The following is a 13,788-nucleotide window of genomic DNA, read 5'->3' as shown; positions in this document are numbered from 1 at the left end:
AAAGAACAAAAAGCAAACGAAGGAGGCAGGCGCTATGACGATGGATGCACGCAAGCAGCGAGTCTTGCAGGCGATCGTGGCGCTGTATGGTCTCGAAGGGGAGCCTGTGGGCAGCAGTGTGCTGGCAAACTACTTTGATATGGCAGTTTCCAGTGCGACGCTGCGCAACGAGATGGCGGCGCTGACCAAGCTGGGCCTGCTGGAGCAGCCCCACACCAGCGCGGGCCGTGTGCCCAGTGCCAAGGGCTACCGTTATTATCTGGACAATCTGCTGACGGATGACCAGCCGCTGGACCGCGTGACCCGCGCACGGGTGGACGCCGTGTTCGCCAGCCTGGACCACGAGCCTGAAAAGCTCGCCCAGGGTGCCGCACGGGCGCTGGCTCAGATCAGCGGCTGCACCGCAGCCATCAGCACTCCCTGTGCCGAGGACCTCTGCATCGCCCATTATGAGGTGGTGCAGGTAGGCCGCAGCGCGGCGGCAGTGCTGGCAGTGACCACGGCCGGCTACGTCCGGACCCGCGTGGCGCGGGTGCGCACCGGCCTCTCGCGTGAGGATGCTGCGGCGCTGGCCGCCCTGCTCAACCGGAACCTGACATTCGTGGCTCCCATGGATCTTTCGCCCCGGCTCCTTGCAGAGCTGTGCGGCCAGATCAACCCGGAGCTGGTGCCAGTGGTGTCGGCGGCAGCGGCCATCCTGCAGGATTCCACCAAACCGCACGTCTATCTGGGCGGCGAGCAGTACCTGCTCGACTGGCCCCAGCTGGAAGGCAAGGTCGGTTCCATCCTCAGCCTGCTGAGCGATGAGGAAGCGGCCGCCCGGCTCATCGCCCCGCCCACAGAGCAGAGCGAGAGCATCCTGCTGGGCGAGGACATTGAGCCGCAGATCCCCGGCCTGTGCATCGTCAGCGACCGTTATCTGGTCGGCGGCGGGCTGTGGGGCTCGGTGGCACTCATCGGGCCGACCCGGATGCCCTTCCAAAAGCTGATGCCTCTGCTCCACACCTTTGCCGACCAGCTCGGCGAGGGTATGAGCGGCAAACGAAAAGATACCCCGCAGGCAGCCGCACCCCGGCGGACTGTGATCTATAAGGAGGACCTGGAATGAGCGAAGAAACCAAGAAGACCCCGCAGGCGGAACCCGCCGCAGAGCCAAAGACCGCTGAGCAGGCCGCACCCGAAGCAGCCGCTGAACAGGCTGCGCCCGCATCCGAGACAGCGGAACCCAAGGATGCGAAGAAGGACGGCTGGTTCAAGAAAAACCGCGACCTGGAAGCTGCAAAGGCAAAGCTGGAAGCAGCGGAGCAGGAAGCGGCCCAGACCAAAGAAAAGCTGCTGCGGATGGCTGCCGAGTACGACAACTACCGCAAGCGCACCGCCCGCGAAGCGGACCAGAAGTTCAACGATGGCATCTCCTTTGCGGTCAACCAGATCATCCCCATCCTGGATACGCTGGAGATGGCGGCCAACGCCCCCACCACCGACGAGAATTACAAAAAGGGTGTGACCATGACGCTGGACAAGGCGGCCAAGGCACTGGATGTCCTCCATGTGGAGGAGATCGAATCCCTGGGCAAGCCGTTCGACCCCAATTTCATGAACGCCGTGCAGCAGGTCCCCGCCGAAGAGGGCCAGGAGAGCGGCACGGTGGTCACCGTCTACCAGAAGGGCTACAAGCTGGGCGACAAGATCGTCCGCCATGCGACCGTTGTGGTGGCCGAGTAACTTCGCAAAGACCCGCAAGGGTTTTCAAATAAACATCCGCTTATCCACTTTGAGCATCATATAAACAAATACGTTCTGATTTGAGAGGAGCTTTCATTATGAGTAAGATCATTGGTATCGACCTTGGCACCACCAACAGCTGTGTGGCTGTTATGGAGGGCGGCGAACCCGTCGTCATCGCAAACTCTGAGGGTGCCCGCACCACCCCGTCCGTTGTCGGCTTCACCAAGACCGGCGACCGTCTGGTCGGCCAGGTCGCAAAGCGTCAGGCCATCACCAACCCGGAGAACACCGTTTCTTCCATCAAGCGCCAGATGGGCACCGACCACAAAGTCACCCTGAACGGCAAGGAGTACACCCCCCAGCAGGTCAGCGCCATGATCCTGCAGAAGCTGAAGGCAGACGCCGAGGCTTATCTGGGTGAGCCTGTCACCGAGGCAGTCATCACCGTCCCCGCATACTTCAACGACAGCCAGCGTCAGGCCACCAAGGACGCAGGCACCATTGCCGGCCTGAACGTCAAGCGTATCATCAACGAGCCGACCGCTGCTTCTCTGGCCTACGGCATCGATAAGGAAGACGACCAGAAGATCATGGTCTACGACCTGGGCGGCGGCACCTTCGATGTCTCCATCATCGAGATGGGCGACGGCGTCACCGAAGTTCTGGCCACCAACGGCGATACCCACCTGGGCGGCGATGACTTCGACCAGCGCGTCATCGACTGGATGGCAGACGCTTTCCAGACCGAGAACGGCATCGACCTGCGCAAGGACAAGATGGCTGCTCAGCGCCTGAAGGAAGCGGCTGAGAAGGCAAAGATCGAGCTGTCCAGCGCAATGAGCACCCAGATCAACCTGCCCTTCATCACCGCCGATGCGACCGGCCCCAAGCATCTGGATATGACCCTGACCCGCGCAAAGTTCAACGAGCTGACCGCAGATCTGGTCGACCGCACCATGACCCCTGTCCGCAAGGCTCTGCAGGATGCAGGCCTGCGCGCTTCTGACCTGAAGAAGGTCCTGATGGTCGGTGGTTCGACCCGTATCCCCGCCGTCTACGACGCCGTGAAGAAGGAACTGAACTGCGAGCCCTTCAAGGGCATCAACCCCGACGAGTGCGTGGCAGTCGGTGCTGCCATTCAGGGCGGTGTCCTGCAGGGCGACGTCAAGGGCCTGCTGCTGCTGGATGTCACCCCGCTGAGCCTGGGCATTGAGACCCTGGGCGGCGTCTGCACCAAGATCATCGAGCGCAACACCACCATCCCCACCCACAAGAGCCAGGTCTTCTCCACCGCTGCCGACAACCAGCCCTCGGTCGAGATCAACGTTCTGCAGGGCGAGCGTGAGTTCGCACGCGACAACAAGAGCCTGGGTGTCTTCCACCTGGATGGCATCGCTCCGGCTCCCCGTGGTGTGCCTCAGATCGAAGTCACCTTCGATATCGATGCAAACGGCATCGTGAAGGTCAGCGCAAAGGACCTGGGCACCGGCAAGGAGCAGAACATCACCATCACGGCTTCCACCAACATGTCCAAGGACGACATCGACAAGGCCGTCAAGGAAGCAGAGCAGTTCGCAGCAGACGATAAGAAGAAGCGCGAAGAGGTCGATATCCGCAACGGTGCCGACCAGATGGTCTTCCAGACCGAGAAGATGCTGAAGGAGAACGGCGACAAGATGCCCGCAGACGTCAAGAGCGAGGCCGAGGCAAAGCTGGCCGACCTGAAGACCGCTGTGCAGTCCGGCTCCATCGACGACATCAAGGCAAAGCAGGATGCGCTGAGCCACGTCTTCGAGAAGATGTATCAGGCAGCTGCTGCCGCACAGCAGGCCGCAGGCGCACAGCCGGGCCCCGATGCCGGTGCAGCCAACCAGCAGAAGCCCAATGACGACGGCGTCGTCGATGCAGACTTCAAGGAAGTCTAAGTTTTGATACAGGCAGCACATGTCCGGCCAAACCGGCGGATGTGCGCTGAGATATAAGCAAAAGCCGCTCCGGTTTTGCCGGAGCGGCCTTTGTGGGTTAAACCTCTCAGTCTCGCTGACACTCGCCAGCTCCCCAGCCGGGGAGCCCTTGGCAGGTCGGCCAGCATTGCGCAGATTGCTGGATGTTTCCCGCTGTGGGAAACGGGAGCGCGCTGCTGTCAGGGGGAGGTTGCTACGATACGAGAGGTGAGTGGATATGGCACAGGAAAAGCGTGATTACTACGAAGTGCTGGGGGTATCCAAATCGGCCACGGATGCGGAGATCAAAAAGGCCTACCGCAAGCTGGCAATGAAGTACCACCCGGACTACAACCCCGGCGACAAGGACGCTGAGGAAAAATTCAAGGAAGTCAACGAAGCCAACGAGGTGCTTTCGGACCCGAAGAAACGCCAGATGTACGACCAGTATGGTTTTGCAGGCGTTGACCCCAGCTACGCAGCCCAGAACGGCGGCGGTGCAGGCGGCTTTGGCGGGTTCGGCGGCGATGGCGTCGATCTGGGCGACATCTTCGGCGATATCTTCGGCGGTGGGTTCGGCGGCTTTGGCGGTGCATCGTCCCGCCAGGCCAACCCCAACGCCCCCCGCAAGGGCCAGGACATCCGTGTCCGGATCACCCTGTCGTTTGACGAGGCCGTCCACGGCTGCAAGAAGAACATCACCATCACCCGCCAGCAGGAGTGCACGGAGTGCCATGGCTCCGGCTGTGCGGCAGGCTCCAGCCCGGAGACCTGCCCCGACTGCGGCGGCCGCGGCTATGTCATCCGCCAGCAGCGCACACCCTTTGGTGTGATGCAGACCCAGCAGCCCTGCTCCCGCTGCGGCGGCAAGGGCAAGCTGGTCAAGAACCCCTGCAAGGTCTGCCACGGCTCCGGCAAGACGGCCACCCGGAAGACGCTGGAGGTGTCCATCCCCATGGGCATCGACGACGATCAGAGCTTTGCACTGCGCGGAATGGGCGATGCCGGTGCCAACGGCGGCCCCGCAGGCGACGTCATCGTGATGGTCACGGTGCGGCCCAGCGAGGTGTTCCAGCGCGATGGCTACGACGTCTGGGTCACGGTGCCCATCACCTACAGCCAGGCCGTTCTCGGCGATGAGATCACCGTACCGTCCATTGACGGCAAGGTGGAGTATACCGTCCCTGAAGGCACCCAGAGCGGGACCACCTTCCGCCTGCGCGGGAAGGGCATCCAGTATCTGAACGGCCGTGGCCGGGGCGACATGTACGTCAAGTGCGAGGTCGAGATCCCCAAGAAGCTGAACAAGGCCCAGCGCGACGCCCTGAAGAAATTCGAGGGCACCCTGAAAGAAGAAAACTACGAAAAGCGCAAGGGCTTCTTCAAAAAGCTGAAAGACCTGTTCAACTGACACCAGAAACAGAAAGACCCTCCCGGAAAATTTCCGGGAGGGTCTTTTGTGTCTTCCGAACTCAGCCCATGTAGCTGATGTTCACGTCGATCTGGCCACCGTAGCCGGGGATGCGGGCGGTGCAGCTGCCCTGCCACATGTTGCAGGCGATGGGGCTGCTGGCGACGTTGTAGTGGGCATTCCAGATGTTGTACTGGGTCAGCCGGCTCATGTCAAGGCGCTTGCGGAACCAGGTGGTGGAGGCGTAGACGCCGGGCTGATAGCCCAGAGCCTTGATCTCTTCGCAGAAGGCGACCGCGCACTTGGTGCGGTCCTCCACGCCCAGACCATCGGCACGGCCGGAGCCGGAACCGGAAGCCTCGGTGTCAAAGTAGATGGGGTAGTCCAGCTGGCGGCCGTTCAGCACATACACGCAGGCCTGCGCTTCCTCGCGGGCTTCGTTCTCATTGACGGCCTGGGTGAAGCAGTAGACGCCCACCCGCAGACCGGCGTTCCGGGCATTGGTGAAATGCTCTTCGAACTTGGGGTCCTGCACCAGTGTACCGGAACCGTAGCCGCGGTAGCCGATGCGGATGATGACGAACTCGACACCGGCCTGCTTGGCCTGCTCAAAGTTGATGCTGGACTGGTATTTGGAGACGTCGATGCCGAAGGTGGCGTTCTGCTGGACGCCATTGGCATCAAAGTAATAGAGCTTGTTGTCGATGGAGCGGATGCCGGTGACGGGGTCGGTGGTGTTTTGCTCATAATAATAGGTCTTGCCGTTCACGGTCCGCCAGCCGGAGTAGGTGGGGCGCGGTGCAGGTGTGGAGGGCTTGTCTTCCTCTTTTTTGCCGAACAGCAGGTTCCACAGCCATTTCAGGAAGCCGTTCTCGCTGTCAAGGCACTGGGCGGAGACGCTGCTTTCGTCCAGCGTTCCGGCGTCCAGTGCGGCGCGGATCTCTTCCGGCGTCAGCAGGATGGTGCCGTTGGTATCGGAGATCCCGGCGGAAGCGACAGCCTCGCCGTTCTCAGAGGCGGCGGGGGTCTCGGCGGCCTCCGCTTCCAGCGTTTCCACCGGGGCGCTCAGCGGATCTTCGGCGGCCAGTTCCGCAGTCTCCTGCACGAAGTGGGGGAAGAGGGCGTTTTCGTGGTCGTTCTCCTCAGCAGGACCGGCCATCGGGTCGGCGGCGGGAGTCTCAGCGGACGGCTCCGCAGGGGTCTCGTCCGGCACAGCGGCAGGAGCTTCTTCAACGGGGGCTTCCGCCGCAGGTTCGGTGCTGGAAGCAGGCACCTCAGCCTCCGTCGGGGTCACAGGCACCGCGGCAGAGGAAGCAGGGGCCTGTGACGGTGCGGTCTCTTCCGCAGCGGCGCTGGAAGCAGACGCTTCCGCCGTGCTCTCCGAAGCGGCCTCCGTGGAGGCGCTCTTCTCCGGCTGAAGGCTGATGGCGGGGGCCTCCCACTCCACCGCCGCAGGCGCGACGGTCAGCCCCGCAGGCTGGGTAGCCAGCAGGATGGTGGTGCCCGCGCCGCCCACGGTTAGAGCCAGCGCCATGACAAAGGCGGCAATGGCCTGCCCCGCATTGCGGCGGGTGTTTTGATCGGATGTACGATCCGGAACCGATGGAAATTTGTGTTTCATGCCGTTTGCTTTTGCCTCCAAATAAGATCGGACGTGCAGCCGCCGTGCGGTCCGCAAAGCCCGGTAGAATCGGGACCGATCCAGAAATCCTGATTTCACTCTTCCAGTATACACCCAACCCCGGTATCCGTCAATCTTCTTTGCGGCGGTGCGAAGGAAAAACAGCGAACGGAAAAGAGAAAAATCGCTCCACAGGCAATACGGTTCAGCCTGCGGAAAAATTGCATCCAGCGCTTCAAAATTTGGTTCTTTTCACGAAAAAAGCGTTTTTCTCTTGCTGTCTTGACAGGTGTATGGTATGATGATGGACATGCAGTCCGGTTGCAGAAATGACCGGAGAAGAAAAGAGGAAAATTCTATGGCAAGCTTCAAGGAGTTTTTGAAACGAAAAGATATCGTCATCACCCCGCAGCGCTACCTCATCGAGGCGCTGGGCGCGATGGCACAGGGCCTGTTCGCCAGCCTGCTCATCGGCACCATCATCAAGACGCTGGGCCAGCAGACCGGCCTGGACGTGCTGGTGGACCTGGGCGGCTACGCCACGGCCATGAGCGGCCCGGCCATGGCCTGCGCCATCGGCTGGGCGCTGCACTGCCCGCCGCTGGTGCTGTTCAGCCTCATCACGGTGGGCTACTCGGCCAATGCACTGGGCGGGGCCGGCGGCCCGCTGGCCGTCCTCATCATCGCCATCGTCGCGGCGGAGCTGGGCAAGGCCGTGAGCAAGGAGACGAAGATCGACATCCTCGCCACCCCGTTGGTCACGATCTTTGCAGGCGTCGGCCTGTCCATGCTCATCGCAGCGCCCATCGGCGCAGCGGCAAGCCAGGTGGGCACCCTCATCATGTGGGCCACCGAGCAGGCCCCGCTGGTCATGGGCATCCTCGTGTCGGTCATCGTGGGCGTGGCGCTGACGCTGCCCATCTCCTCCGCCGCCATCTGTGCGGCACTGGGCCTGACCGGTCTGGCCGGCGGTGCCGCTGTGGCGGGCTGCTGCGCCCAGATGGTGGGCTTTGCGGTCATGAGCTACAAGGAAAACGGCGTCGGCGGTCTGGTCAGTCAGGGTCTGGGCACCAGTATGCTCCAGATGGGCAACATCATCAAGAACCCCCGCATCTGGATCGCTCCCACGCTGGCCTCGGCCATCACCGGCCCGCTGGCCACCTGCCTGTTTCACTTTGAGATGAACGGTGCGGCGGTCTCCTCCGGCATGGGAACCTGCGGTCTGGTGGGCCAGATTGGCGTCTACACCGGCTGGGTCAACGACATCGCGGCAGGCACCAAGGCTGCCATCACCCCGATGGACTGGGCAGCCATGCTGCTGATCTGCTTCGTCCTGCCCGCCGTGCTGAGCGTCGTCTTCTGCGAGATCGAGCGCAAGCTGGGCTGGATCAGAGAGGGAGACCTGAAACTGAATTAAACCGGCCGTCAAAGGCCCTGCGGTTTTTTGGCAGCGGAAAAAATGCGTTTTCCATCGAGGACCGCCTCCGTTAAAGTATCCCCCTCATAGGTCAGCTTGAGGGAGAAGAACGGGCAGTCCTCTTTGAGCAGGCGGAGGAAGATCTTGTCGCCCTCCCAGATGGGCAGCGTTTCGACGGTGTCCGTCGGCACCCATTCCAGCACCCCTTCGTTGCGGGCGGGGTCCCGGATCAGTTCACCGGTCCAGCCGTCTGCGGTGTAAAGGTGCATGTACTCGGTTAGACGGCCCAGAATGAAGGTCACGATGCCCCGGCAGCGGAAGCGGGTCAGCTGAAGGCCGGTCTCTTCCTGCACCTCGCGCAGCAGGCAGTCTTCCGGGCTTTCGAACGGCTCGAACTTGCCGCCCACGCCGATCCATTTGTCGTGGTTCATGTCGTTTTTCTTGGTGACGCGGTGGAGCATCAGCCACTTGCCGTCCTGCTCCAGATAGCACAGCGTCGTGTTCCGCATGGGAAATTCAGGGTTCATGAAGCGTTCTCCTTCTGATAATATAGCAGTTTGCGTTTTTAATGCACAAGCAACATCCGCAAACTGCATATCGCAAATATGCCGTTTTGATAGGCACTATTTTTGAAAATTACGATAAAAGAGACCCTCTCCGTCATTGCTCCGCAATGCCGCCTCTGCCGAAGAGCGAGGTTTTGATGTTGAGTTCTGTCAGCATCAAAGCTCCCCCGACGGGGGAGCTGGCGAGCGGATGCGAGACTGAGAGGGTCTTTTCGTTCTTTTTTATTTCCGTGCAGCGCGGCCCTTGCCGGCATTGTTCAGCTTGCGGACCAGATCGTTCTGGTGCTTGCGCTGCGAGGGGGTGGGTTCCGGGTCGTGCGCCTCGTTGCCGCGCGCGTTGATCTGGGTGGAAGCGGGGTCCACGCGGACAAGATTCCACTCCTGATTGCCGCCGGAGACGTAGTTCCAGATCTGGGCCTGGGCACCGTTCGCGGTGTTCATGCCCACGAGGTCGATGTACTTGTCAGCCAGCACGTTCCGGATGCGGGTGCGGCCGCTGCGGGTGGGTTCCAGCGCCCAGCACTGGCTCAGCCCGCTGCTGCGGCTCCACTGGTGCAGCCAGGTGCCCTCGACCACGCCGCCGAGCGCCAGATCGATGAACTTGCCTGTGAACCGGTTCTGGATGCGCCAGCGGCCCTCACCGGCGTCCACGAACTGCCACTGCTGCCACGGATGGCCTGCGTAATCCCACAACCCGATCGCAGCGCCGTTCTCGGTATTGAAGTTCTTTACCTCCAACACCTTCCCGTTCGGGGCTTTGATCAGGTAAAATTCATTTTCCATTAAAACGACCTGCGATGCTTTTGCCATAGAGCATGTTCTCCTTTCCGGTATCCGCCGATTTGATGGTTCTATTATAACGCATTTCTTCTCTGGCAACAAGAATGGAAAATCACAATCTTTTGTCGTTTTCTTGTGCGTTTTGCTTAAAAAGACACGTTTTTCCCGCCAACTTGGGCACCGTGTACCACAGGAACAGGGCCGCAAGGCTGAGCCACCGGATCTGGGCGTTCGTCAGGTGCTCGTTCAAAAGCCAGCCGACGCCGAACGAGAGCAGGTTGGCCGTCAGGGCGTAGAGCACCGGGCGGGGTGTTTTGCCCTCCGGCCAGGGCAGCCAGCGGCAGTAGGCGGAGACTTCCACCGCGAAGACCAGCACTTCCATTCCGGCGTAGAGCGCAAAGCCCGCCCAGGGGCCGAGATAAAACAGCCCGTAGTGGAGAACAAGGTTCAGTGCAAGCTGCGTGGCCAGATTGACCCCGCCGATGAGGTTCTGCTGGGCTTTTTCGCGCAGGCCGAACACCAGGGCACCCAGCGCCAGCTCCAGAATCAGCGTGATGAGTAACCGGGAGGTGAACAGGGAAATCTGGTCGCTGTCGGTCCGGTTGGTGTAGACGTGCATCCAGCCGTCCTCCGGGTCGAACAGCACCTGCCATTCGCTGTCGAACGCATACCGCTGGACCGGCTCTTTGCTAATGGAAAAGACCCCGGTGTCCATATTATAAAGGAGCACATAGAATTTCTGGGGCGGGTAGTACCCCCAGGTGAAGGTCTGTTCGGTGTCGCCGAAGTATTCCTCGAAGTAGCCGAGGAAGTAGTACCCCTCCGGCGCATCGTAAGCCTGAAAGGCTTCCCACACCTCGCGGGAACCCATCCAGTCCCCGTATGCGCTGGGGGCGCTCCATGGGCCGGTGGATTCTGTATTGCCCAGCAGAGTCACGGCGTAATTCTGGTCGTTGTAGATGTAGAGCCTGAGCGTGACCGACGGTTTCGGCCCCATATCCGCGAAGGCAGGCGGCGAAACGGTCAGCAGGAGCAGGGAGGCGAGTAGAAAACCCAGGATCTTTTTGCAGAGTTTTTCTTTCATGATGGGGCCCTCCGGCTTTCGAAAACAAAAATTCCGACACGACTTTCCTTAACTTGTAAACGAGGGAGGAACAGCTGTTATTGCATGGCATTCTGCACAAACTTCAAGCAGGACTTTTGTGCGCTGTTTCCTGTACTTACAGAGAAAACAAAACGCCGGTTTCCGGGGCGTTTTGACCCCAAATATGAACAAATTGTTTCCGGCTCGCGGCCAATTCAGAACACTGACTTCACATTTATAAAGCAAAGCAAGCTTTTACACTTTACTTCGATGAGTAAAACGAATTTCAACAAAAGCTTTCAATTGTTTCACGATTTCGGATATTGACTTTAGATTGAAATTGCGGTATAGTAAGGATGCGGAGAGCAGAAAACGCCCCGCTGTGTACTGAACTTCGGGTCCAAGACCCGTAGAAAGATATAGGAGGTTTGATTATGTACTATTACATTCTGGGCTGTGGTATCGCATGTCTGATCCTGTTCGGCATCAACAGCATGGACACGGTATGTGTCAAGCCGGCCGAGATCCTGGGCAAGGTCATTCTGTGGCCTCTCGCCCTGATGGAAGCAGTTGTTCGTTACAGCTCCACTCATCACAACATCAAGACCGCGCTGTAAAACATCTCGTTCCCAGGTAAAACGACAATCAGGCGGCTGCGCTTTTTTGGAAGGCGCAGCCGCCTTTTTGTTTTGCACTTTGGCGCGGCGTATGGTACAATAAGAAAAACCCCGCCCGGCGGGCTCACCCTGAACAACGAATAGGAGAACTATGAAACCCGATTACAAGCTGGTCGCAAAGGCCAAATATATCCACATGACCGCCGACCTCGCCAGCGAGCTCTGGCACGAGGTCTACAAGCGCTATTACCCGGCGAAGCAGCTGGACGCGCTGGTGGAGACGCTGCAGAGCGCCGACGCCATCGAAGAGGACATCGACCGCGATGTGAACTACTTCCTCGTCTTTCTGGGCGACAAGCTCATCGGCTACTTTGCCTGGAAGATGGAGAACACCGCCCTGCACCTGCTCCACCTCTATCTGAAGCCGGAGTACCGGGGCAAGGCCATCGGCCGCGACATCGTGGCCTCCTGCGAGCGGCTGGCCCGCGGCGAGGGCCGGGGCCGCGTCTGCTGCGAGGTGCACACCAAGTGCCTGCCGGTGCAGCAGTTCTTCAAGGCGCGGGGCTACCGGCTGCTCAAGCCCGTGGAGAACGCGGTGGGCGGCATCTCCATGCAGCTGACCGAAATGGAAAAGATGCTCTGAAATTTCCCATTGCAATTTTCCTGCGTTTGTACTACACTAATGTAGTGCAATGAAGTGCCCATCGCGGGCCAGACCCCCACCAAAACGACAAGGGAGGAAACGAGCCATGGCAAAAGATCATCCCACCGGAGAGTCCGGCCTGTATTCGGCACTGCTGGAACTGAAAACGCCGGAAGAATGCTATCGCTTTTTGCAGGATGTGTGCAGCTACGCCGAGCTGAGTGCAATGGAGCAGCGCTACAACATCGCAGAAAAGCTGGTCAGCAAGCAGAGCTACACCAGCATCATGGGCAACATCGGCGCGTCCAGCGCCATCATCAGCCGGGTCAGCCGGGTCATCAGCAGGGAGGACAGCGTGCTGCGCCGCCTGCTGGAAGAAAAGGCCGAGGCACCCACCGAGGAATAATGCAGGACCGCGCACGGCGGGGCAGGGGAGCACTCCGCCCGCGGTGCGCTTTTTTATCCCCTGCTGCGCACAGCGCACAGCAGGGCCGCAGGAAGGAGCAGATACAATGAGCAAAGCAGTTGTCTTTTTCGCCGATGGCACCGAGGAGTGTGAGGCATTGCTGGTGGTGGACCTTCTCCGCCGCGCCAAAGTCGAGGTCATCGTGGCGTCTGCCATGGGCCGCAGGGAGCTGGTCAGCAGCCATAACATCCACCTGACCGCCGACGCTCTGGCCGAAGAGGTGGATTATTCCGACGTGGACATGGTCGTCCTGCCCGGCGGCATCCCCGGCACCCCGAACCTTGCCGCCAACAAGACCGTGACCGACACCTGCACCGCCTTTGCCAGGGCAGGCCGGAAGGTGGCGGCCATCTGCGCGGCCCCCAGCATCCTGGCTTCGCTGGGCCTGCTGGAGGGTCGGAACGCCACCGCCCACGCCGGGTTCCAGGACAAGCTGGCCGGGGCCGTCGTCCACGACGAAGAGGTCGTGGTGGATGGCAGCATCACCACCAGCTACGGTCTCGGCGGCGCCATCCCCTTTGCGCTGGAGCTGGTCCGCCAGCTGGCCGGCCCGGCGGAAGCTGACCGCATCCAAAACGCCATCGCCTATCGGCACTGAGAGGAGGCTTCCCCCATGCGCTTTGTCACCTGCCGTCTGCCGGACGGCATCGAAGACCCGGCCATCCTGTCGGCAGATGGCCGTCAGGTCTGGCCGCTGAGCTGGCTGGGCCTGCGCTATGAGACGCTGTCCGACGCCATCCCGTTCCTGACCCCGCAGGTGCGGGCGGGCCTGTCGCTGGCCATTGCGGGTATCCCGGCCCTGCCCATCGAGGCCGTCACGCTGGAAAGCCCCATCCCGGTCCCGGCGCAGGACGTCATCTGCCTGGGCATCAACTACATGGCCCACTCGGACGAGGCGGAAAAGTATTCCGCCGACGCCTTTGCGACCCGGCATCAGAATGCCATCTACTTTTCCAAGCGGGTCACGCGGGCGGTGCCGGACGGCGGCTTCATCGAGGCCCACACCGACCTTGTGAAGAAGCTGGACTACGAATGCGAGCTGGCTGTGGTGCTGGGCAGAGATGCCAAAGATGTGCCTGCCGGGCAGACGAAGGACGTCGTCTTCGGCTACACCATCCTGAACGACGTCTCGGCCCGCGATGTCCAGACGGCCCACAAGCAGTGGTATTTCGGCAAGAGTCTGGACGGCTTCACACCCATCGGGCCCTGCATCGTCACGGCGGACGAGTTCGAGACCTATCCGCCCAGACTGGGCATCCGCAGCTTCGTCAATGGCGAGAAGCGGCAGGACTCCAACACCGGCCTGCAGATTTTTGACATCGACCACGTCATCGCGGAGCTTTCGCAGGGGATGACCCTGAAGGCGGGCACCCTCATCGCCACCGGCACCCCGGCGGGCGTCGGCATGGGGATGGACCCGCCGCAGTTCCTCGTCCCCGGCGATGTCGTGCGGTGCGAGATCGACGGCATCGGAACCCTGACGAACCCAGTCCGTTGAACGGTGAGAACGAC

Annotated in this window: 14 protein-coding genes; 10 read left to right on the top strand and 4 right to left on the bottom strand. The window is 60.9% G+C overall.

Annotation, left to right across the window (positions count from 1 at the left end):
- Positions 1–34: 34 nt before the first annotated feature.
- From hrcA to dnaJ, 4 genes are all read left to right on the top strand, one after another.
- Positions 35–1,108, top strand: coding sequence for a heat-inducible transcriptional repressor HrcA (hrcA, locus tag I5P96_RS13350; protein WP_223382553.1), 1,074 nt, complete (start codon positions 35–37; stop codon positions 1,106–1,108).
- Entirely contained in the window at positions 1,105–1,725 is a 621-nt protein-coding gene (locus I5P96_RS13345; protein ID WP_118552167.1) for a nucleotide exchange factor GrpE, read from the top strand. Before hrcA ends, I5P96_RS13345 begins: the two co-directional genes overlap by 4 nt.
- Before the next feature lie 98 nt (positions 1,726–1,823).
- Positions 1,824–3,653, top strand: a complete 1,830-nt coding sequence (gene dnaK / locus I5P96_RS13340) for a molecular chaperone DnaK (protein ID WP_223382552.1) — start codon at positions 1,824–1,826, stop codon at positions 3,651–3,653.
- Between the two features lie 256 nt (positions 3,654–3,909).
- Positions 3,910–5,082: a molecular chaperone DnaJ gene (gene dnaJ, locus I5P96_RS13335; protein ID WP_097792948.1), complete on the top strand. Its 1,173-nt coding sequence runs from the start codon at positions 3,910–3,912 to the stop codon at positions 5,080–5,082.
- A gap of 61 nt (positions 5,083–5,143) precedes the next feature.
- Here dnaJ and I5P96_RS13330 read toward each other — a convergent pair whose 3' ends face one another.
- Positions 5,144–6,703: a GH25 family lysozyme gene (locus I5P96_RS13330; RefSeq protein WP_223382551.1), complete on the bottom strand. Its 1,560-nt coding sequence runs from the start codon at positions 6,701–6,703 to the stop codon at positions 5,144–5,146.
- A gap of 358 nt (positions 6,704–7,061) precedes the next feature.
- On the opposite strand from I5P96_RS13330, the gene I5P96_RS13325 reads away from it, so the two are divergent.
- Positions 7,062–8,120 (top strand): PTS transporter subunit IIC, encoded by a 1,059-nt coding sequence (locus I5P96_RS13325; protein ID WP_223382550.1) that lies wholly within the window; start codon positions 7,062–7,064, stop codon positions 8,118–8,120.
- Between the two features lie 8 nt (positions 8,121–8,128).
- On the opposite strand, the gene I5P96_RS13320 is transcribed toward I5P96_RS13325, so the two are convergent.
- The 3 genes from I5P96_RS13320 to I5P96_RS13310 all read right to left on the bottom strand — a co-directional run bounded on the left by I5P96_RS13320 (position 8,129) and on the right by I5P96_RS13310 (position 10,550).
- Positions 8,129–8,647, bottom strand: coding sequence for an NUDIX hydrolase (locus I5P96_RS13320; RefSeq protein ID WP_223382549.1), 519 nt, complete (start codon positions 8,645–8,647; stop codon positions 8,129–8,131).
- A gap of 261 nt (positions 8,648–8,908) precedes the next feature.
- Positions 8,909–9,496 carry an RICIN domain-containing protein gene (locus I5P96_RS13315; RefSeq protein ID WP_223382548.1) on the bottom strand — a complete coding sequence of 196 codons (588 nt, stop codon included), beginning with the start codon at positions 9,494–9,496 and terminating at the stop codon, positions 8,909–8,911.
- 82 nt (positions 9,497–9,578) lie between these two features.
- A complete protein-coding gene (locus I5P96_RS13310) occupies positions 9,579–10,550 on the bottom strand; it encodes a hypothetical protein (RefSeq protein ID WP_223382547.1) in 972 nt (323 codons plus the stop codon).
- A gap of 434 nt (positions 10,551–10,984) precedes the next feature.
- On the opposite strand from I5P96_RS13310, the gene I5P96_RS13305 reads away from it, so the two are divergent.
- The 5 genes from I5P96_RS13305 to I5P96_RS13285 all read left to right on the top strand — a co-directional run bounded on the left by I5P96_RS13305 (position 10,985) and on the right by I5P96_RS13285 (position 13,774).
- On the top strand, positions 10,985–11,167 hold the full coding sequence (locus I5P96_RS13305) for a hypothetical protein (RefSeq protein ID WP_223382546.1): 183 nt from the start codon (positions 10,985–10,987) through the stop codon (positions 11,165–11,167).
- Positions 11,168–11,318: 151 nt separating this feature from the next.
- Positions 11,319–11,810 carry a GNAT family N-acetyltransferase gene (locus I5P96_RS13300; RefSeq protein ID WP_118552183.1) on the top strand — a complete coding sequence of 164 codons (492 nt, stop codon included), beginning with the start codon at positions 11,319–11,321 and terminating at the stop codon, positions 11,808–11,810.
- A gap of 106 nt (positions 11,811–11,916) precedes the next feature.
- Entirely contained in the window at positions 11,917–12,216 is a 300-nt protein-coding gene (locus I5P96_RS13295) for a YerC/YecD family TrpR-related protein (protein ID WP_118552185.1), read from the top strand.
- 106 nt (positions 12,217–12,322) lie between these two features.
- A complete protein-coding gene (locus tag I5P96_RS13290) occupies positions 12,323–12,874 on the top strand; it encodes a DJ-1 family glyoxalase III (protein WP_118552187.1) in 552 nt (183 codons plus the stop codon).
- Between the two features lie 15 nt (positions 12,875–12,889).
- A complete protein-coding gene (locus tag I5P96_RS13285; RefSeq protein WP_223382545.1) occupies positions 12,890–13,774 on the top strand; it encodes a fumarylacetoacetate hydrolase family protein in 885 nt (294 codons plus the stop codon).
- The last annotated feature ends 14 nt before the right edge of the window (positions 13,775–13,788 follow it).

The organism is Faecalibacterium prausnitzii, assembly GCF_019967995.1.
GTDB lineage: Bacteria > Bacillota > Clostridia > Oscillospirales > Ruminococcaceae > Faecalibacterium > Faecalibacterium prausnitzii_E.
Note: the sequence above shows the minus strand (reverse complement) of the source record. Positions and strands in the feature narration are given on the sequence as shown.